Below are 19,005 nucleotides of genomic sequence, written 5' to 3'. Positions count from 1 at the left end.
ACTCACACGGACCTGCCCTCGACGGCGGCCAGCAGGGCGCCCGACCGGATCAGGTCCTCCGCGGCCGCGATCTCCGGCGCCAGGTGCCGATCCGGGCCGGGTCCGGGCACGCGCTCGCGCAACACCGCGACGGCGGCGGCCGTCGCGGGGCCCGGGGTCAGCGGGGCGCGGAAGTCGAGGGCGCGGGCGGCGGTCAGGTACTCCACCGCCAGCACCGTGGTGAGGCCGTCGACGGCCTTGCGGAGTTTGCGGGCGGCCGACCAGCCCAGTGACACGTGGTCCTCCTGCATCGCCGAGGACGGGATGGAGTCGACCGAGGCGGGGACGGCGAGGCGCTTGAGTTCGGCGACGACCGCGGCCTGGGTGTACTGGGCGATCATGTGGCCGGAGTCGACGCCGGGGTCGTGGGCCAGGAAGGGGGGCAGGCCGTGCGAACGGGCGACGTCGAGCATCCGGTCGGTGCGCCGCTCGGCCATGCTCGCCACGTCGGCGACCGGGATGGCCAGGAAGTCCAGCACGTAGGCGATCGGGGCGCCGTGGAAGTTGCCGTTGGACTCGACCCGGCCGTCGGGGAGCACGACCGGGTTGTCCACCGCGGCCGACAGCTCGCGGGCGGCGACGGTCTCGGCGTGCGCGACCGTGTCGCGGGCCGCGCCGTGCACCTGGGGGGCGCAGCGCAGCGAGTAGGCGTCCTGGACCCGGGTGCAGTCGGGGCCGCGGTGGCTGGCCACGATCGGCGAGTCGGTCAGGAGGGCGGTGATCCGGGCGGCCGAGGCGGCCTGGCCGGGGTGCGGGCGCAGCGCCTGCAGGTCAGCGGCGAATACCCGGTCGGTGCCCAGCAGCGCCTCGACGCTCATCGCCGCGGTGAGGTCGGCGACCTCGAGCAGCGCGCGCAGGTCGGTGATCGCGAGCGCCAACTGGCCGAGCATGCCGTCGGTGCCGTTGATCAGCGCCAGGCCCTCCTTCTCGACCAGCTCGACCGGCTCGATGCCCGCCGCGGCGAGCGCGGTGGCGGCCGGGACGAGCTCGCCGTCGTGGCGGACCTGGCCCTCGCCCATCAGCGCCAGCGCCACGGCCGAGAGCGGGGCGAGGTCACCGGAGCAGCCGAGCGAGCCGTGTTCGTGGACCACCGGCAGGATGCCCGCGTTGAGCACCGCGGCCAGGGTCTCCACAGTGGACTGGCGGACGCCGGTGCGGCCGGTGGCCAGGGTGCGCAACCGCAGCAGCATCAGCGCCCGGACCACCTCCGGCTCGACCTCCGCCCCGGCCCCGGCGGCGTGCGAGCGGATCAGCGAGCGCTGCAGCGCGGCGCGGCGCTCCACCGGGATGTGCCGGACCGCGAGCGCGCCGAACCCGGTGGAGACGCCGTAGGTCGGCTCGGTCGCGTCGGCGAGCTTCTCGATGTGCGCCCTGGTCGCGGCGACGCCGTCGAGCGCTCGGGGGGTGAGCGTCACGGTGGCGCCGCCGCGGGCGACCGCGACCACGTCCTCGGTGGTCAGCGGACCGCCGTCGAGGGCAACAGGTTCCATGTGGCCATCACAGCGCGATCCCGGCCGGGGCACGACCCGGGATCGGGTGACAGTGTCTGGTATCCCAGACTCAGGGCCTGCCGCCGATCCAGTCGTTGCGCGGCAGCCCGACGGCCACCGACTCGGCGACCTTGAGCAACCACGGCACGTGGTCGCCCTTCAGGTCCTTCTCGTCGTGGTAGAGCACCTTCAGCCAGTGGTCGCCGAACTGGACCCAGAGCTCGTCACTGCGGATGTAGTCGCGCACACCCGCCGGGAAGTACAACGCGGGTCTGCCGCGCACGGTCTTCGGCTTGCCGAGGGAGGCGCTTTCCGGCCCCTTGGTGGTCCAGTTGACCTGCACGTACTTCTGCGCGCCCACCGCGGGCACGGCGACCAACCAGGTCCCCGGGGCGCCCACGTCCCGGGTCACCCCGGCGAAGCCCGGACTCAGGTCGGCGGGCAGCTCGCCGAACACCCCCGCGACTACCAGCGGCGGCGAGCTCACCGGCTGGATCGACCGCCCGACCCGCAGCAGGGTGTCCACATCGTTGACCGACCCAGCCATCAAGACCACTACGATCTTGCCCGGTTCGTAGGAGAACCGCAGGCACGTGGTTTGGTCGTCGACAGCGGGCGGCCGAATCCGCCCGTACTTGCCACCGATGTCGACCTGCTCGGTCGCGTCGTCGCACCCGTACAACCAATGACGTGTCGTCGAGTACTCGTCGTACACGACGACGTTGACGTTGTACCCGTTCACCTGCGGATCGTCGGACCACCAACTGCGGGTCATGCCGGTGCCGTCGAGCAAGGCGTAGCGCTCTTGCTCCTTGATGCCCTCCGGCAACCAGGTCGGGCCGATGCGCACCGGGAACTCCACGGCCTTCGGGGCGACCATCAACCGGCCCGCGGAGCCCACGCTGGACGACCCCGGCTCGGCGTCGCGCAGGAAGAGGGGCGCGGCGACCAGCAGGATCAGCGCGACCACCGCGGCGGCGGCGTAGGCGATGACCGGGCGGCGGCGACGGGGGGCGAGCACCGCGGCGATCGTGTCGGCGGGCTCAGCGGCGCGGTCGGCGTGGTCGCCGAGCGCCTCGCGGACCAATATTTCCAGCTCGTCGGTCTTCACAGCGCCTCCTTCGCGCGTGCCGGGAGGTCGCTGCGCAGCGCGGCGAGTGCCCGGGAGATGTGGCTGCGCGCGGTCGCCTCGGAGCAAGCGAGCTCACCGGCGATCTCGGCAAAAGACTTGTTGGCGTAGTAGCGCAGCACTACCGCCGCACGTTGCTTGCGCGGTAACCGAGCGATGCCCTCGAACACCAGTTGACGCTGATCGACCGAGTCAGTCTCATCTGCCGACGGCGGGACTACCGCGTCAATCACGCCGTGCGGGAGTGACACCGTGCGGACAGCCCGCCTGCGCCACGACAGGAACTCGTTGGTCACCATCCGGTGCACGTAGGCGGCTGGCGACGCCAACTGCTCGATCCCGGCCCACTTCTGCCCGGCCCGCAGCAGCACGCTCTGCACGATGTCCTGCGCCGGGTGCGGGTCGCACGTCAGTGCGGTCGCGTAGCGCAGTAGGTCACGGGCGTTGTCGCGAACGTATTGCTCGAAGCTGATCAACACCGGCCCACCCCCTTCCGCCCATACAACGCCCGGATGGGGCTGAATGTGGAGTTAGCCCTACCCGCTGATCACGGCGTCTTGCCCAGCCAAGGCGCGGACGGGGTGGGGCCCGCGGTGACCGACTCGGCGATGCGGGTGAGGGCGGCGAGGTGCTGACCGGACTTGGTGCGGTCGTAGGCGTAGTAGGTGACCGTCAGCCACCGCCCACCCAGGTCGAACCACAACACCTCGTTCGGCTCGGCTCCCCGTGGGGAGCTGGTCACGCGCCACCGGCCGTCGCCACCGCGGAGGGGGACCTTCGCGCCGGAGAAGTCGGGTTCGTCGGGCCGGACCTCCACGCGGACGGTGCCTTCACCGTCCAGGATCGACTCGGTGTACATCGTGGCCTTGCCCGGGCTGTCACCGGTGATGCCGAACTTGCTCTCCGCCGTAGTGGGCAGTTCAGGCGAAGACAGCGGAATCTTCAGGGGTTGCTCCGGGACGTACCTCAGTGACTCGGCCACGCGAAGCAAGACAGGCCTAGCGGGCGAGATCGAGTAAGAGGTCAACGTGAGCCTGCTGGAGCCAACCCACCAGACGAGCATGTTGGTCTTGGAGTCGTTCTCGTGCCACTGGCCCGCGTACCCGGACACCTCGACCTTCTCGCGGAACCCGTCCGGGCCAGTCGGCTCCCCCGGTTTGAGCCGGTTGACCATGAAGACGATCTTCTGCCCGCTGGTGAGCGACACGTTCGCCCAGGTCGACGCCGCCCAACTGCCGTTGGTGGCCGCGGAGCGGTCCCGCTCGACCATGTTCGGCGGCATCCACGTCGGTTCCCAGGTGAGCCGCTGCGGTTCCGCGGTCACAGTGACCCCCACGGTCGCGGCAGGCTCAACTGTCGGCCGCATCTCTCCGGTCGGCAGCAGCGCGACGGTCACCAACGCGGCGGCGACGGTAATCCCAACTGGCAGCCACCACCGTCGGCGAGGCCGCCTTGTCGCTCTAGCCAGCACACGGACACCGCTCGGCGCTTGCGCTGCCTGGTGCTCCAACGCCTCGCGCAACAGGTTCTCGAAGTCGTCGGTCCTCACAGCGCCTCCCGGACCCGCTCGACGGACGCCAGCTCCACCCGCAGCGCCGCCACCGCGCGCGAGACGTGGCTGCGGACCGTGCCGGTCGAACAACCCAGCTCCTCGGCGATCTGCTCGTCGGTGCGGTTGAGGTAGTAGCGCAGCACCACCGCGGCCCGCTGCTTGCGCGGCAGCCGGGCGATCCCGGCCAGCAGCACCGCCCGGTCGTCGACCTGACCGGTCAGGTCGGCCTGCACCGCGCCGAAGGCGTCCATCGCGCTCGGCGTGACCACCAATTCGCGACACCGCCGCCGCCAGGACAGGAACTCGTTGGTCACCATCCTGGTCACGTACGCCGCGGGCTGCTCGGTCTTACCGATCCGGGACCAGCGCTGCTGGGCTCGCAACACAACCTCCTGGACGATGTCCTGCGCCTGGTGCGGATCGCAGGTGAGCGTGGTGGCATAACGCAACAACCCGTCGAGGCGCTGCGCCAGGAACTCGTCGAAGGTCACGGCAGTCCCCCTCTCCCCTGATCAACGCGCGCGAACCAGGATCTGTTGAACCGCCCCGTAAGGTGAGTGGCCATGGGCGCCAGCAGCGACGTCCCCGCCCTCCGCCGCGGGTTGGCCGTGCTGCGCCTGCTGGCGGGCAAAGCGGGTCCGGTCGCGGCGGCGGCCATCGCCAGGGAGCTGGGGCTGCCGCGGTCAACGGTTTACCACCTGCTCGCGGAACTGGTCGACGCCGGATTCGTCACACACCTGCCGGAAGACCGCCGCTACGCCCTCGGCGTCGGCGCCTTCGAACTCGGCTCCGCCTACCTGCGCCACGACCCGCTGGAGCGCCTGGCCCGCCCGGTGCTCGCCCGGCTGATCCAGCGCACCGGCCACACCGCGCACCTGGGCGTCCTGCACGGCCGCGAGGCGCTCTACCTGCTGCGCGAACAGCCGCCCCACCCGCACACGGTCGTCACCGACGTCGGCGTCCGCCTCCCCGCCCACCTCCCGGCGTCCGGCCGGGCCATGCTGGCGCACCTCCCGCCCGCGCAAGTCCGTGCCCTGTTCCCCACCCGCGCGAGCTTCGTCGACCGCACCGGCCGCGGCCCCGCCCACCTCCCCGCGCTGCGCGGCCTCCTGACCGTCGAACGCCGCCGGGGCTGGGCAGTCGAGGACGGCTACGTGACCCCGGGGTCGGCTTCGGTGGCGGTGGCGGTATTCGACCACGGCGGCCGCCCGATCGCCGCCATCAGCAGCACTTTCCGCCACGAGTGCGGTCCGGCTGGGTGTGGTCCGGCCGAGTGCGGCCAGACCTGGCCCGACCTGGCCGAGGACACCCGGGCCGCCGCGGCCGACCTGACCCAGCGGATCGGCGGCACCCCGCCCGCCGGCTAGTGCCGAGCTGGCCACCGGGACACCCACTCCGGCAGGAATCGGCCCCTTTCATCCCGTTTTGACCGATCTGCCGCCCCCGACGTGCTATCCACGACAGTGCCGTCTTGGGGGAGTCGACATGACCGTGCAACTGCTCGGGCCGGTGCGGGTCCTGGTGAACGGGGATGACGCCGAGCTTGGTGGGGCGAAGCCGAGGACCGTGCTGGCCGCGTTGACCACCCGGCCGAGGCGTTGGCCGCCTACCACCACGGACGGGCCCTGGCGCGCGACGCCCTCGGCGTCGACCCCGGCAGGCGACTCCGGGAATCGCACCAGGCCATCCTCACCGGCCCCGCCCGACCCCGGCAGCTCCCACCCGACATCGCCGGGTTCATCGGCCGGGACCGGGAAGTGCACACCGCGAGCCGGGTCGCCGCGGGCGGCGCGCGGGCGACGATCGTGGTGACCGGACCAGCGGGCGCGGGCAAATCCGCCCTCGCCGTGCACATCGCCCACCTGCTCAAGGGTTCCTACCCCGACGGTCAATTGTTCGCCGCGGTGGGCAACACGCCCGTCAAAGACGTGCTCGGGCAACTGCTGCGCGCACTGGGCACAACCGATCTGCCAACAGGTGTAGGCGATCGCCGCGAGCTCTACCAACGGTTGTGCGCCACCCGCGCCATGGTGGTGGTGCTCGACGACGTGCGGGACGGACGGACCGCGGTCGACCTGCACCCCGGTAGCGGCCGCCACCTCGTGCTGGTCACCAACCGGGACGCGGCATCGATACACGTCCACAATGGACAATCGGCGGTGTTGCAGGTCCGTTCCAGGCCGGGTTCGTAGCGTGGGGGTCACCCGGCCGGACCCGACCGCGCCGGAACTGGGAGGAACACGATGACCAGCAAGTGCCGAAGAACCGCCGCGCTGCTGTCGATCACCGCGCTCGCGTTCACCGGGGTCGCGGCCACCGCCTCGGCCGACACCGGCGCGACCGAGGCGCACTTGACCACGATCGCCCGGGAATACCTGCAGGACAGGGCAACCACGCTGGTGGGTGGCACCACCGCGCGTCCCGCCGCGCTCACCGACCGCATGGCCGACCGGGCGACCTCGGTGGACGCCTGGGTGTCCGGCGCGCGGGACAACCTCGCCAAGCACGGGGTCCGCTACGGCTCGGCGAAGGTCGACCTGACCGTCGCCAAGTCCGACATCAAGTCGAACACCGCGACACTGCACCTGCACGAGGTCACCACCCTCGCGCCCGCGCGCGGCGCGGAGAACCCGGCGACCTCGTACGCGGTCGACCGCGTGGTGACCTTCCAGCGCACCGACCGCTGGCGGCTCGACGAGCAGGAGCTCGACGCGGCGGCGAACACGTTGGCACCCATCACCGAACGACCGGACGTCGCCCGCACCGGCACGGCCGTCGTCGAGCAGCACGACGCCGCGCCCGGCACGCGTCCGGTGGCAGCCGAGGTCGGCAAGCGCTCAAGCGCGACGCCCGCCGCCAAGCGCGACAGCGTCACCGCGGCGGCGAGCTATTGCTACTCCTGCATGGAGAACTACGCCCGCCAGTACTGGGACCACTACAACGACAACGACTACCGCACGTAATCACCGAGACGCTGGGGGCGCTCGACTTCGGTGGAGCGCCCCTCGCGCGGGAAGGACTCCCGATGCGATTCGCCCTCGGCGCCGCTGTCCTGGCGCTGCTCCTGGCCGTCAGCGGGTGCCAGGCCGACGAGCCCGATCCGGTCGCCGCGCAGGACAAGGTGGTGACCGACTACCTCGCCGCGCTCACCTCGGGCGAGGTCGAGCGCGTCCGCTCGCTGGCGGTGCGCGGCTCCGACGACCCGGCCGAGGCCGAGCGGCGGGTCGAGGCGTTCGGCGGGCCGGTGTCGGACGTGCGGATCACCTGGCGGCGCGGCGAGTTCCCGGACGTCGCGGTCGCCACCATCACCGCGACGAGGTCGGGGCAACCGGTCACCGACCGGGTCACGGTGTCCAAAGACGGCGACCGCTGGGGAATCGTGCTCGGCGCGACGAACCCGGTGAAACCCCCGGCGAACACCGGCACACCACCGCGGTGACCACGCGGTCGCGGGCGAAAGCCGGGCAGGCGACCGTGATCACGCGGCCATCAAGCGGCGATCACGCCGTCGCGGTGACCACGTAGTAGTCCAGCAGGCCATCGCGGTACGAGGTCAACCAGCGCCGCGGCCAGGTGTCTTCGGCGTACCCGAGTTGAGCGATCCACAGGTCCAGTCCCGGCCACACGTGCTCGCCGATCGACACCGCCGACACTTCACTGAACCCGGCCACCGCCAGGTCTTCCAGGAACAACGGCAACGGGTGCTCGCGATCGACCCCCGAGGCGAACGTTTCGAGCCGCTCGGACACCTGCCCCACCGTCGAGGGGTCCGGCACGAAGAACGTGGAGACGACGAACCGCCCGCCTGGGCGCAAGACCCGGTGTGCCGAGCGGGCGAAACCCCGCAGGTCGTCCATGTGCTGCGCGGCTTCCAGCGAGAGCACAACATCGGCGGAGCTGTCCGCCAGCGGTAGATCACCCGCCGCGCCGACCACGAAGGTGAGCCGGTCGTCTTGGGGAGCTCGGGAACAGGCCCGCTCCACCTGCGCCGGGTTCAGGTCCACCCCGGTGATCGACGCTGGTCCCAGCTCGCCGAGCGCCCACGTCGCCCCGACCCCGAGCCCGCTGCCGACCTCGACGACCCGGTCCCCCGCACCGACTCCCGCGTACACCTGCCGGTACAGGTCGAGCTGGCTGCGCACCCGGTCCTGCTCGGTGAGCACACCGGTCAGCGGGATGTCCCGCCAGTAGCCGAAATTGATGAACCCGCCCCCGAAGACCGGGATCGAGCTCAGGTCGTCCTCGCCGTACATCTTCGCGCGCAACGCGACCGGGTCCGTCATACCCCCATCATGGGGCGGACCCGGCCGCGCCGCGAGCAGATCAGCGAGCGGGTCAGAGACCGACCGAGGCCAGCCACTCCTTGGCGACCTTGGCCGCGTCCGGCTTGTCCGGCGCGCTGAGCTTGGCGTTGAGCTCGATCAGCACCTCGGTGGTCAACTTCGCCGAGATGGCGTTGAGCACCTGCTTGACGGTGTCGTCGGCCTTGCTCTTGTTTACCAGCGGCACCACGTTCTGCGCGGCGAAGTTGTTCTTCGGGTCCTCGAGCACCACGAAGTCGTTGGCCGTGATCGCCGGGTCGGTGGTGAACAGGTCGGCCGCCTGCACGACACCGGACTTGAGCGCCTCGACGGTGAGCGGGCCCCCCGCGTCGAGCGACTTGTACTCCTTGACCTCCAGCTTGTAGGTCTCGGCGAGACCGGGCAGACCGTCGGCGCGCTTCTGGAACTCCGGCGGGCCGCCGAAAGTGACCGGGCCGGACTTGACCAGGTCCTCGATCGTCTTGAGGTTGAGCTTGGTGGCGGTGTCCTTGGTGACCACCACCGCGTCCTTGTCCTCGGCCGCGGACTTGTCCAGGACGGTCAGCTTCTCCGGCAGCGCCTTCTGCAGCGCGGCGTAGACCTCGTCCGGCGCGCTCTGCTTGGCCGTCTTGTCGATGTGGGTCAGCAGCACCCCGGTGTACTCGGGGATCAGGTCGATCGACCCGTCCTGCAGACCCGGGTAGTAGGCCTCGCGGCTGCCGATGCCCAGCTTCTTGGTCACCTTGACGCCCTTGGCTTCCAGGGCGCTGGCGTAGATCTCGGCGAGCAGCGTGCTCTCCGGGAAGTTCGCCGAGCCGATGGTGATGGTGCCCGCGGGCGCCGGGGTGCCCGAGGACGCGCCACCCGATGCCGGGGTGGCCAGCGGGTCGGACGAGCCCCCGCACGCCGTCATGGTGAGCGTGGCCGCGACCGCGGTCGCCAGTACGGCGAGTACGCGCTTCATCGAGGGTCTCCTCTGTCGTCTTGCCGTCAGCGGACGCGGGCGCGTCCGCGTGAGTTCTTGCGCAGGCCGGGCGAGACCACCAGCCACTGCACGCCCGCGAGCAGCAGTTCGGCCACGATCGCCAGCGCGGCGATGAGCACCGCACCCGCGGCCATCTGGTCGAACTCGCGCTGGGAGTTGCCGTCGATGACGTAGCGGCCGAAGCCGCCGAGCGACACCACGGCCGCGATGGTGGCGGTCGCGATGACCTGCAGGGTCGCCGAGCGCAGGGCACCGAAGATCAGCGGCAACGCGTTGGGCAGCTCGACCTTGACGAGCACCTGCCACTCGCTCATCCCCATCCCGCGCGCGGCGTCCACGGCGGCCCGGTCGACGTTGCGCACGCCCGCGTAGGTGCCCGCCAGCAGCACCGGGATCGCCAGCAGCACCAAGGCGATGGTGACCGCCTCCAGCGCCAACGCCAGCCCCATGACGAGCACCAGCAGGATCAGCAGGCCAAGCTCGGGCAGCGCCCGGAAGGAGTTCACGATCCCGACGACGAGGGTGCCGCCGCGGCCGGTGTGCCCGATGTAGGCGCCGAGCGGGATGGCGATCACGGCCGCGATCACCACCGCGAGCACGGTGTACTGCACGTGCTCGGCCAGCCGCTGCGGGATCCCGGCGATGCCCAGGGTGGTCTTCCAGTGGTCCGGGTCGCTCAGCCACGCGCTGATCTGGTCGAAGATGCTCACCGCGACACCGCCTTCCTGTTCCAGGGGGCCAGTGCGCGCCCGGCCAGCGCGAGCAACCCGTCGACGACGAGGGCGAGCACCACGATCAGCACGATGCCCCCGACGATCTCCTGGTAGTTCGGCGGGCTGGACTGGAAGCCCTGCAACAGGAAGAAGCCGAGGCCGCCGACGCCGATGATCTGGCCGACGGCGACCAGGCTGATGTTGGACACCGCGGCCACCCGCACGCCCGCGATCAGCACCGGTACCGCGAGCGGCAACTCAACGGCGAAGAACCGGCCCACGGCGCGGTACCCCATCGCCGAGGCGGCCTGGATCACCGACTCCGGGACGGCGGCCAGCGCGTCGGCGATCGCGCGGACCAGCAGCGCCACCGTGTAGATGGTCAGCGCGGCCTGCACGTTGATCGGGTCGAGGACCTTGGTCCCCAGCAGCAGCGGCATCATCACGAACAGCGCCAGCGACGGGATCGTGTAGAGCAGCGCCGACACCGGGACCAGGATCGCGCGGGCCACCGGCCACCGGTTGGCGACCCAGGCCAGCGGCAGCGAGAGCAGCAGGCCGACCGCGACCGGGACGAGAGCCAACTGGAGGTGCTCACCGCTGACCGAGAGCAGTTGCGGGAGGTGGTCGATGATCCAGTTCACGAGGGCACCTCGCCGGAGCGCCTGGCCGCGTCGAGCACCTTGAGCACCGAGTCCGCGGTGACCCCGCCGACCACGGCGCCCTCGGCGTCGACGGCGATGCCGGTGCCGGACGGGGAGCTCAGCGCCGAGTCGAGGGCGGCGCGCAGCGAGCCAGCCGCGGTCGAGTCGGCGACGTAGAGGGAGCCACCGGCGACGAGGTCGGCTGAGCGGATCTCACCTTCCACAGTGGACTTCGCGGACAGCCAGCCGAGCGGCCTGCGCCGCTCGTCCACGACGACCGTCCAACCGGTCACGACCGGGGCGGGTTCGCCCAGGGTGAGCGTGCTCAGCGGGGCGACCTCGACACCGTGCGCGGACAGGAAACCCAGCGCGCGGTAGCCGCGGTCGCGGCCGACGAACCCGGCGACGAAGTCGTCCACCGGCTTGGCCAGCAGCGTCGCCGGGGTGTCGTACTGGGCGAGTTTGCCGCCCACGCGCAGGACGGCCACCTTGTCGCCGAGCTTGATGGCCTCGTCGATGTCGTGGGTGACGAACACGATGGTCTTGCCGAGCTCGGATTGCAGGCGCAGCAACTCTTCCTGCAGGTCGTCGCGCACCACCGGGTCCACCGCGCTGAACGGTTCGTCCATCAGCAACACCGGCGGGTCCGCGGCGAGCGCGCGGGCGACGCCGACGCGTTGCTGCTGCCCGCCGGAGAGCTGCGCGGGGTAGCGCTTGGCCAGCTCGCGCGGCAACCCGACGGTGTCGAGCAGCTCCTCGGCGCGGCGGCGGGCGGCGGCTTTCTTGGTGCCCAACAGGATCGGGACGGTGGCGATGTTGTCCAGCACGGTGCGGTGCGGGAACAGGCCCGCGTTCTGGATGACGTAGCCGATGCCGCGGCGCAGGGCGGCCGGGCGCTGCGAGCGGATGTCCGCGCCGTCGACCAGGATGGTGCCGGAACTGGCCTCGACCATCCGGTTGATCATGCGCAGCGAGGTGGTCTTGCCGCAGCCGGACGGGCCGACGAGGACGGTGATCTTGCCGTCGTCGATGGTGAGGTCGAGCTCGTCCACCGCCACCGTGCCGTCGTCGTAGCGCTTGGTCACGGATTGGAACTCGATCACTCGGACCCCTCGGGTCGGCACGGCCCCTAGCCAGCCGTGGACCGAACGACCTTAACCCGAACGGCTGACGTGGGCAGGCCGTTCCACGATGTGGCTGCTCACGTCCCGGCCGGGTCCGGGTGGCGTGGACGGCTCTCCTAGGCTAATCGGCTTGTGGCCGACTCCGTGACCAGTTACCTCACCGCCCGGGGCGTGCACGCCCGTCCCCTGCGCACCGTGGTCGGCCTGCTCTGCTCGGGCTGGCACGGCCTCGACGACCTGGTCAGGAGCACCGCGGTGCCCCGGCGCACGGTCCAGGAACTGATCTCCGCGCTCGGCCAGGACGCCGAAAACGAGGCCGACTCATGGCGCGTGGCGCCGTCGCGGGTGGACCACTACCGCGCGGTGACCGCCCAGCATCCGGACCGCCCGGACGGGGAACTGCTCGCCGCCTACGAGGCGTATCTCACCGAGGTGCCCGCGCCGTCCCGCGCCTTGGACCACGTCCAGGCCGACGCCGCGACGATGCTGCGCCGCGCCCGCTGGCTGGACCAGACCTACGACCTGCCGGGCGCGCGGTTGCTGTGCGTGGGCGACCACGACCTGACGGCGCTGGCGGTGTGCACGTTGCGCCCGGAGCTCTCGGCCACCGTGGTCGACGTCGACGAGCGGCTGCTCGAGTACGTCGACCGCACCGCCCGCGCCCGTGGTCTGGACATCCGCTGCCGCTACGCCGACTTCCGGCACGCCCTGCCGCCCTCGGTGGTCGGCACCGCGGACCTGGTCTTCACCGACCCCCCGTACACCCCCGAGGGCATGCGCCTGTTCCTCGCCCGCGCCATCGAGTCCCTGCGCGACCCCGAAGGCCGCGCGATCGTGGCGTACGGCTACAGCACGCGCACGCCCGCACTGGGATTGAAGGTGCAGCAGGAGATCCAGCGGCTGGGCCTGGTGTTCGAGGCGGTGCTGCCCGCGTTCAACCGCTACCACGGCGCCCAAGCGGTCGGCAGCGCGAGCGATCTGTATGTCCTGCAACAGACTTCCCGCTCCTCACGCCTCGCCGAGGCGGCCGTGCGGGACCTGCTCTCCGGCATCTACACCCACGGCCCCCAGTCGATCGAAGCAGGCGGCACCCCCGCCCCCGCCCTCGCCGAACTGACCCGCCTGACCGCCGCCACCCCCACCACCCCCGCCTGGACCGACCCCATCCGAGCCAACGGCCCCGTCGCCTACGACCTGACCGCCGACCCCGGCTCCTGGCTCGCCCGAGTCCTCCTGGCAGGCCCGCTTTCTGTTGTGGGCGCCCTAGTCCCCAACAACCACCCCGACATCACCGACCAGCGCTCACAACAGGCCCTAGCCGACCTGGTCCGCGGCAAGTACACCCTCACCTACCACCGCAGCCTCGCAGGCGGCCGCCACGCCGTGGTCCTCGCGTCCCCTGTGGACACTCCAAGTACCCGAGGCACCCTCCTCTCCCGAGTCCACGGCAAACTCTCCAACATCTGGCGCGAAGCCCTGATCCTCAACTCCAAAGGCACCCTCACCAAACGCGAAGCCCGAGACCAAGTAACCACCCTCCTCCCCACCCCCGACGACGCCGAAGAACGCCTCATCGACCTCCCCCTACACCGAATCCGCGCCATCCTCACCGCAGCGGAGTAATCCGGTTCGCGCAGCCGTTCGTCTAGGCAGCGACATCCACGGCTTGCATGCGAAGCCAATGCAGGACCCACTCGCCGATCCGGTCGCGCGTGATGCCCACGACGTCGTCTTCCGCAAGCGGTGCAACCACAACGGCCGGGGTGCCGTCATGCAGACGCCCGAAGAGCATGACCTTCGGCTGATGTGGGTCGTCTTCGAACTGAAGGCACAAGGATGCGCGGGCCAGCGTCTCGAACCACGCCAGGAGCCGAGAGCACGCCTCGGCGCGCGGCCCGGAAACGTAGATCTCCACCCGACCTGGGCCGATGCCGGCCGTGAAGACATCCACGCTGGCGACTGGGAGATCAGGGTGGCGATCAAGGTGCGCCCGTGCGGATTCGGTCAACTGGGCGAGAGCGGTCCAGGTGGTGGCCAGTGCGTCCAGGTACTGCTCCTCTGTACAGAACTTTTCACCAGTGGAGCACGCGGCGGACCTACGCGCAAGTTGTTCTGTACAGAAGCCTTCACTCTGCGGTGAAGTGGTACTCCAGGACGTAGGAGCCCGCGTCCAAGGTCATTTCGTTGACCTCCACCGGTGTGCCGTCGGCGGTGTACGCGGTCCGAACGACGCAAATCACCGGGGTGCCCTGGGCTAGGTCCAGCGCCTTCCGCTCCTCTTCGCGGGGCATGCGCGAGCGGAGTTCCTCCCGGAACCGCACCGGCGCCGCGCCCAGGTCGGCGAGTCGGGCGTAGGCGCCGCCCGGTCCGGTGTCGGGCTCGGCGATCCGGCTGCCCCGCACGAGTTCCGCCGGGTAGTACGTCTCGGCCAGTTGGATCGGCTTGCCCTCGACGACATACGACCGCCGCCGGACCAGCACCAGGTCGCCGTCCGCCAAGTCGAGTGCCCGCCCGATATGGCCGGGCGGCAGCTCCTCCGCGACCTCGACGCCCGCCACCACCGGCCGCCGTTCGTCGTCGGCCGCCCAGATCGAGGTCCCCGCACCCCAACTCCGGAGCCGGTCGGGCGAAACCCGCCGATACGGCCGGAACTCCCGCACGAACGTCCCCGCCCCACGCCGAGCGACGATCAGCCCTTCGTTCTTCAGCACCTCCAACGCCCGCCGCGCCGTCGGCTGCTCCACCCCGTAGGTCGCCATGAGCTCGTTCTCACTGGGCACCCGGTCGCCCGCCCCGAGTTCGCCCGAGTCGATCAACCCCCGAACCCCGTCAGCGATGGCCCGATACCCCACCCGCTCCACCGCCACCTCCACCCACGACTTCTGTACAGCGGATCACGCTATCAGCGCACCTGGGCCCGCGCGATGACAACCGACCCGCCGGAGCGCAACGCCGTGGTGACTCAGGTGCCGGGCGGGATGTGCACCGGCCCCAGCTTCAAGACCTCCCGGAACTCCCCCTCCGCGCCATCCTCACCGCAGCGGAGTAACCCGGTCCGCGCAGCCGTTCGTCTACGCCGCGACATCCACGGCTTGCATGCGAAGCCAGTGCAACACCCAGTCGCCGATCCGGTCGCGCGTGATACCCACGACGTCGTCTTCCGCGAGTGGGGCGATCACGGTGGCTGGCGTCCCGTCGGGTAGGCGGCCGAAGACCATGGCCTTGGGTTGTTCGGGATTGGCTTCAACCTGCAAGAACAGAGACGTATTGGTGAGCGTGTCCAGCCAGTCGAGCACGCGGGCGCTGGCAACGGGGCGGGAGCCGGATACGTGAACTTCCAGTCGTCCCGGAGCGATCGCGGTGGCTGAGATGTCGATGCTGGCAACATCGAGGGCCGGGTGGCTGTCGAGGTGCGCTCGGGCGGAGTCGATCAACCGGGGCAACTCGACCCACAGTGTCGTGCGGCTCTCGCGCGGGTCTGAGGTGTGCGTCATGACCTCTCCAAGCACTCGGTGCGGGTTGCTGTTGAGGGGGTATAAACTCGTACTGTCACGACGATCGCGCGAGAGGGTCAAGGGGGCCTAAACAAGCCTATGAGCTGGCGAGATGAGTTGGACAGCGTCCGATCCGAGCCCGATCCGCTGCGGCGGGCGCGGCGCGCGGGCGACTTGGGCGACGCCTATCGGCAGCGGCAGCACGAACTGGCCAGGCTTCGGCGGGTGGCGATCGATGAGGCTCGGGCGCTGGGGATGAGCTACACCGAGATCGCCGGGGCGCTCGGGGTGAGCAAGGGGCGGATCACGCAGATCCGCGGCACCGCGCCGCCGTCGGAGCGGGCGTTCTTCGGGGTTGGGCCGGTCACCGTCGGGGTGCCGTTGCGCCGCGGGGTGGATGACCAGGCGCGGAGCTACATCGATGCGGCTGACGTGGGCGCACAGCGCGGCGTGGAAAGGCTGCTCGGCGAGTTGGCGCTCTTGGCGAAGAGCGAGGTGATCCGGTCGGATCACGCGGAGTTGTTCGAGGGCGACTCGGTGGTCATCTGCGGGCCGAAGTCGGCGCCGATCGCGGCGACGTTGCTCGTGAGGGATCCTCGGCTGGACATGGTGAAGGTCGACAACCGGTGGTGGATCATGGACCGGGAGAACGGCGCCAAGCACGGCTCTCCGCGCAACGATGCGACACCGACCGACGCCGATCTCGGCTACCTGGCTCGCCACAGCATCGATGGCCGGACAGTCATCCACATTGCCGGGATCAGCGCGTTCGGATCGCACGGTGTCGTCCACTACCTGGCAGAGAACCTCACGGAGCTCTGGGAAGCGTTCGGCGACAACGAGTTCAGCGCTGTCATCCGCTGCGAGTACACAGAGGACGCCATCACCAGTAGCGAGCTCGTCGCCGACCCCGCCGCGTGGTGACTCAGGTGCCGCGCGGGATGTGCACCGGCCCGAGCTTCAAGATCTCCCGGAACTCCTTGGCGGGCAGCGGCTTCGACAACAGCCAGCCCTGGTAGGCGTCCACGCCCACGCCCCGCAGCACGTGGAACTGCGTCGCGTTCTCCACGCCCTCCGCGACGCAACTGCGGCCCATCGCGCGGGCCATGTCCACCAGCGCCCGCGCCACCGCGAAGTCCGAGGCGTCCGTTGCCACGCCGGAGACGAAGCGGCGGTCGATCTTGATGATCTGGGCGGGGAGTTCCTTGAGCCGGGCCAGCGACGAGTAGCCGGTGCCGAAGTCGTCCACCGCGAAGCGCACGCCGCGCTCGACCAGTTCCGCCATCGCCTCGCGGCTGCGCGAGGGCAGGTCGATCAGGCTGGTCTCGACCAGTTCGAGGACCACCCGGTCCCACGCGATCCCGGTCGCCGCAACGGAAGCGGAGACCACGTCGACGAACTCGGGGTCGCCGGGGACCAGGCCGGAGAGGTTGACCGCGATGCCGACGCCGCCGCCGAGGATGGCGCCGCAGAGCTGGGGCCACTCGGCGGCCTCGGTGAAGGCGGCGCGCAGGACCCAGCGGTCGAGTTCGCCGAGGAGGTCGCCCTGCTCGGCCACCGGGAGGAAGTCGCCGGGGTAGAGCAGGCCGCGTTCGGGGTGCGGCCAGCGGACCAGCGCCTCGGCGGAGAGCACGGCGCCGTCCGGGCCGACGACGGGTTGGTAGTGCAGCACCAGTTGGTCGTTCATGATCGCCTCGCGGAGCTGGCCCTCCAGCAGCATCTGGCTGTTGGCCGAGGCGATCAGCTTGTCCGAGGCGATGGAGACCCGGCCGGTGCCGCGGGCCTTCGCGGCGAACATGGCGGCGTCGGCGTAGCGCAGCAGGTCGGCGCCGCTGGTCTCCGGGCCGCTCGGGACAGCGGCGCCGATGCACGCCGAGACCCGCAACAATTGGTCGCGGACCGGGACCGCGGTGCGCAGCAGGCTGGCCACCTGGTTGGCCAGCGCCTCGACCCCGCCCGCCTCCTCCACGTCCGAGCAGATGATCACGTACTCGTCGCCGGACATCCTGGCGACCGTGCAGCTGGGCGGCAGCCCGCGCTCCAACCGCCTGGCCAGCGCGGTGATCAGCTCGTCGCCGACGTCGTGGCCGAGGGAGTCGTTGACCCGCTTGAAGTTGTCCACGTCGCAGAACAGCAGCGCGATCCGCTCGTAGTCGCGCCCGCCGAGGAGCTTGCCGAGCAACTCCTTCACCGCCGCACGCCCCGGCAGCCCTGTCAGCTCATCGTGTGTCGCCTGGTAGCGCAGTCGCTCGGCGGCCCGGCGACGGTCGGTGACGTCGGCGAACACCACCAACCAGAACCGCTGCCCGTCGTCGGCGACCGACACCGTGGCGTTGAGCTCGCAGTAGACCGGCTTGCCGGTCGCGGTCACCAGCACCCGCTGGCCGCTGTGGAACGAGTGCGACTCGCGCCCGCGCCGCGCCTCCCGGTCGTCCGGGTGCGTCAGCTGCTCGGCGCTCATCCCGCGCAGCCGCTCCAGGTCCAGGCCCAGCAGCGAGCACAGCGCGTCGTTGGCGTCGACCAGCCGCTCGGCGTCGTCGAACAGCGCGATCCCGACCGGCGTTATGGCCACCAGGTCGGTGAACCGCTTGCTCGAGCGCTGCATCCTGGTCTCGGTGGAGCGCTGCTCGGTGACGTCCTGCGCGGTGCCGATCATGACGTTGCGGTCGTTGTCGGTGCCCGCCGCCTCGCCGCGCACCCGGAACACCCGGCGCTTGCCGTCCGGGCGGATGACCCGGTGCTCGCACTCGACCGGTCGCCGGGTGCCCGCCAGCTCCTGCCAGCGCTGGTCGACCCAGCTGCGGTCGTCCGGGTGCACCAGCTGCAGGTAGTCCCGGTAGGTGATCTTGGTGCCCGCCTCGACGCCGAACAGCTCGTAGAGCATCGAGGACCACAGGCACTCACCGGAGACCGTGTTCCACTCCCAGGTGCCCAGCCGCGCCACCCGCTGCGCCTCGCGGAAGAGCCGCCCGTCCTGGCTGAGCTGCCGCTCCAGCGCGCGGAAGCGGGTGAAGTCCTGCACGGTGCCGTGCACCCGGACCACGCGCCCGCCGGTCTCGAACTCCGGGCGGGCGCGGACCAGGTACGACCGCTTCCCCGTGTCGTCGCGGACCTCCAGCTCCAGCGGCTGCGACGAGCGCCGCGCGCGCAGCGCCGCCTGGAAGTCGTTGAGCACGGGCAGGTCTTCGGGGTGCACCAGCGCGAGCAGGTCGGTCAGCGTCGCGCGGGCGGGCAGGCCGCACAGCCCGCGCAGGCCGTCGGACAGGTACGCCTCGCCGGTGAGCACGTCCAGCGTCCAACTGCCCATCCTGGCGATCCGCTGGGCCTCCAGCAGCAGGGCGCGCTCAGCGGCCGGGTCGTCGGTGAACCCCACGACGTCCGGTCGGGTCAGGTCGGGCGCGAGCACCCGACCCGCGTCGCTGTCGAACCCGCCGGGTGGCAGCGCGACCCGGGGGAGTCCGGCGCGCACGACATGCTCGGCCACGGCGCGTTCCCTCCACCCTCGAGTAGGCGGGTGGGGCACCTGCCGAGCAT

The 19,005-nt window shown here is 70.9% G+C and carries 20 protein-coding genes and 1 pseudogene; 7 read left to right on the top strand and 14 right to left on the bottom strand.

The window, feature by feature from the left end; genetic code table 11:
* Positions 1-2 precede the first annotated feature (2 nt).
* The 5 genes from hutH to LV75_RS05385 form a co-directional block, all read right to left on the bottom strand.
* Entirely contained in the window at positions 3-1,529 is a 1,527-nt protein-coding gene (hutH, locus tag LV75_RS05405) for a histidine ammonia-lyase (protein ID WP_253885534.1), read from the bottom strand.
* A gap of 70 nt (positions 1,530-1,599) precedes the next feature.
* Positions 1,600-2,640 (bottom strand): hypothetical protein, encoded by a 1,041-nt coding sequence (locus LV75_RS05400; protein WP_253885533.1) that lies wholly within the window; start codon positions 2,638-2,640, stop codon positions 1,600-1,602.
* Entirely contained in the window at positions 2,637-3,131 is a 495-nt protein-coding gene (locus LV75_RS05395) for an RNA polymerase sigma factor (RefSeq protein ID WP_253885969.1), read from the bottom strand. The genes LV75_RS05400 and LV75_RS05395 overlap by 4 nt, the downstream gene beginning before the upstream one ends.
* A 74-nt stretch (positions 3,132-3,205) precedes the next feature.
* Positions 3,206-4,207, bottom strand: a complete 1,002-nt coding sequence (locus LV75_RS05390; protein ID WP_253885532.1) for a hypothetical protein — start codon at positions 4,205-4,207, stop codon at positions 3,206-3,208.
* Positions 4,204-4,701 carry a SigE family RNA polymerase sigma factor gene (locus tag LV75_RS05385; RefSeq protein WP_253885531.1) on the bottom strand — a complete coding sequence of 166 codons (498 nt, stop codon included), beginning with the start codon at positions 4,699-4,701 and terminating at the stop codon, positions 4,204-4,206. Before LV75_RS05385 ends, LV75_RS05390 begins: the two co-directional genes overlap by 4 nt.
* A gap of 72 nt (positions 4,702-4,773) precedes the next feature.
* On the opposite strand from LV75_RS05385, the gene LV75_RS05380 reads away from it, so the two are divergent.
* From LV75_RS05380 to LV75_RS05365, 5 genes and pseudogenes are all read left to right on the top strand, one after another.
* Positions 4,774-5,577: an IclR family transcriptional regulator gene (locus LV75_RS05380; RefSeq protein ID WP_253885530.1), complete on the top strand. Its 804-nt coding sequence runs from the start codon at positions 4,774-4,776 to the stop codon at positions 5,575-5,577.
* A 219-nt stretch (positions 5,578-5,796) separates the two neighbouring features.
* A pseudogene (locus tag LV75_RS35390) lies at positions 5,797-5,889 on the top strand (BTAD domain-containing putative transcriptional regulator); the annotation flags it as partial.
* Between the two features lie 78 nt (positions 5,890-5,967).
* A complete protein-coding gene (locus LV75_RS05375; RefSeq protein WP_308210884.1) occupies positions 5,968-6,402 on the top strand; it encodes an NB-ARC domain-containing protein in 435 nt (144 codons plus the stop codon).
* A 51-nt stretch (positions 6,403-6,453) separates the two neighbouring features.
* Positions 6,454-7,173, top strand: coding sequence for a hypothetical protein (locus tag LV75_RS05370; RefSeq protein ID WP_253885528.1), 720 nt, complete (start codon positions 6,454-6,456; stop codon positions 7,171-7,173).
* Between the two features lie 62 nt (positions 7,174-7,235).
* On the top strand, positions 7,236-7,649 hold the full coding sequence (locus LV75_RS05365; protein WP_253885527.1) for a hypothetical protein: 414 nt from the start codon (positions 7,236-7,238) through the stop codon (positions 7,647-7,649).
* 61 nt (positions 7,650-7,710) lie between these two features.
* On the opposite strand, the gene LV75_RS05360 is transcribed toward LV75_RS05365, so the two are convergent.
* From LV75_RS05360 to LV75_RS05340, 5 genes are read right to left on the bottom strand one after another with little or no spacing between them, the layout of a single operon-like run.
* Positions 7,711-8,493: a class I SAM-dependent methyltransferase gene (locus tag LV75_RS05360; RefSeq protein ID WP_253885526.1), complete on the bottom strand. Its 783-nt coding sequence runs from the start codon at positions 8,491-8,493 to the stop codon at positions 7,711-7,713.
* Between the two features lie 52 nt (positions 8,494-8,545).
* Positions 8,546-9,475 carry an ABC transporter substrate-binding protein gene (locus LV75_RS05355; RefSeq protein ID WP_253885525.1) on the bottom strand — a complete coding sequence of 310 codons (930 nt, stop codon included), beginning with the start codon at positions 9,473-9,475 and terminating at the stop codon, positions 8,546-8,548.
* A 26-nt stretch (positions 9,476-9,501) separates the two neighbouring features.
* The gene (locus tag LV75_RS05350) at positions 9,502-10,206 is read right to left on the bottom strand and encodes an ABC transporter permease (RefSeq protein WP_253885524.1); all 705 of its coding nucleotides are present in this window, start codon (positions 10,204-10,206) and stop codon (positions 9,502-9,504) included.
* The gene (locus LV75_RS05345) at positions 10,203-10,853 is read right to left on the bottom strand and encodes an ABC transporter permease (protein ID WP_253885523.1); all 651 of its coding nucleotides are present in this window, start codon (positions 10,851-10,853) and stop codon (positions 10,203-10,205) included. Before LV75_RS05345 ends, LV75_RS05350 begins: the two co-directional genes overlap by 4 nt.
* Positions 10,850-11,956 carry an ABC transporter ATP-binding protein gene (locus LV75_RS05340; protein WP_253885522.1) on the bottom strand — a complete coding sequence of 369 codons (1,107 nt, stop codon included), beginning with the start codon at positions 11,954-11,956 and terminating at the stop codon, positions 10,850-10,852. The genes LV75_RS05345 and LV75_RS05340 overlap by 4 nt, the downstream gene beginning before the upstream one ends.
* Before the next feature lie 153 nt (positions 11,957-12,109).
* Here LV75_RS05340 and LV75_RS34760 point away from each other — a divergent pair, with 153 nt between their 5' ends.
* Entirely contained in the window at positions 12,110-13,600 is a 1,491-nt protein-coding gene (locus LV75_RS34760; RefSeq protein ID WP_308210863.1) for a bis-aminopropyl spermidine synthase family protein, read from the top strand.
* Between the two features lie 22 nt (positions 13,601-13,622).
* On the opposite strand, the gene LV75_RS05330 is transcribed toward LV75_RS34760, so the two are convergent.
* The 3 genes from LV75_RS05330 to LV75_RS05320 form a co-directional block, all read right to left on the bottom strand.
* Positions 13,623-13,928, bottom strand: a complete 306-nt coding sequence (locus LV75_RS05330) for a hypothetical protein (RefSeq protein ID WP_253885521.1) — start codon at positions 13,926-13,928, stop codon at positions 13,623-13,625.
* Between the two features lie 175 nt (positions 13,929-14,103).
* The gene (locus tag LV75_RS05325; protein WP_253885520.1) at positions 14,104-14,850 is read right to left on the bottom strand and encodes a GntR family transcriptional regulator; all 747 of its coding nucleotides are present in this window, start codon (positions 14,848-14,850) and stop codon (positions 14,104-14,106) included.
* 198 nt (positions 14,851-15,048) lie between these two features.
* Positions 15,049-15,411: a hypothetical protein gene (locus LV75_RS05320; RefSeq protein ID WP_253885519.1), complete on the bottom strand. Its 363-nt coding sequence runs from the start codon at positions 15,409-15,411 to the stop codon at positions 15,049-15,051.
* A gap of 159 nt (positions 15,412-15,570) precedes the next feature.
* Between LV75_RS05320 and LV75_RS05315 the strand changes: the two genes are divergently transcribed.
* A complete protein-coding gene (locus LV75_RS05315) occupies positions 15,571-16,395 on the top strand; it encodes a hypothetical protein (RefSeq protein WP_253885518.1) in 825 nt (274 codons plus the stop codon).
* 1 nt (position 16,396) lies between these two features.
* Here the strand turns inward: LV75_RS05315 and LV75_RS05310 are convergent, their stop codons facing one another.
* The gene (locus LV75_RS05310; protein WP_253885517.1) at positions 16,397-18,955 is read right to left on the bottom strand and encodes a sensor domain-containing protein; all 2,559 of its coding nucleotides are present in this window, start codon (positions 18,953-18,955) and stop codon (positions 16,397-16,399) included.
* Between the last annotated feature and the right edge of the window lie 50 nt (positions 18,956-19,005).

It is taken from the genome of Actinokineospora diospyrosa (assembly GCF_024171925.1).
Taxonomy (GTDB): Bacteria; Actinomycetota; Actinomycetes; order Mycobacteriales; family Pseudonocardiaceae; genus Actinokineospora; species Actinokineospora diospyrosa.
The sequence above is the reverse complement of the archived record's forward strand: the minus strand, read 5'-3'. Positions and strand labels throughout refer to the sequence as shown.

Bases quoted from the DNA above. Each gene is read 5' to 3' on its own strand.
- LV75_RS05370 (WP_253885528.1), top strand. From the start codon at position 6,454: ATGACCAGCAAGTGCCGAAGAACCGCCGCGCTGCTGTCGATCACCGCG.
- LV75_RS05365 (WP_253885527.1), top strand. From the start codon at position 7,236: ATGCGATTCGCCCTCGGCGCCGCTGTCCTGGCGCTGCTCCTGGCCGTC.
- hutH (WP_253885534.1), bottom strand. From the start codon at position 1,529: ATGGAACCTGTTGCCCTCGACGGCGGTCCGCTGACCACCGAGGACGTG.
- LV75_RS05355 (WP_253885525.1), bottom strand. From the start codon at position 9,475: ATGAAGCGCGTACTCGCCGTACTGGCGACCGCGGTCGCGGCCACGCTC.
- LV75_RS05360 (WP_253885526.1), bottom strand. From the start codon at position 8,493: ATGACGGACCCGGTCGCGTTGCGCGCGAAGATGTACGGCGAGGACGAC.
- LV75_RS05380 (WP_253885530.1), top strand. From the start codon at position 4,774: ATGGGCGCCAGCAGCGACGTCCCCGCCCTCCGCCGCGGGTTGGCCGTG.
- LV75_RS05315 (WP_253885518.1), top strand. From the start codon at position 15,571: ATGAGCTGGCGAGATGAGTTGGACAGCGTCCGATCCGAGCCCGATCCG.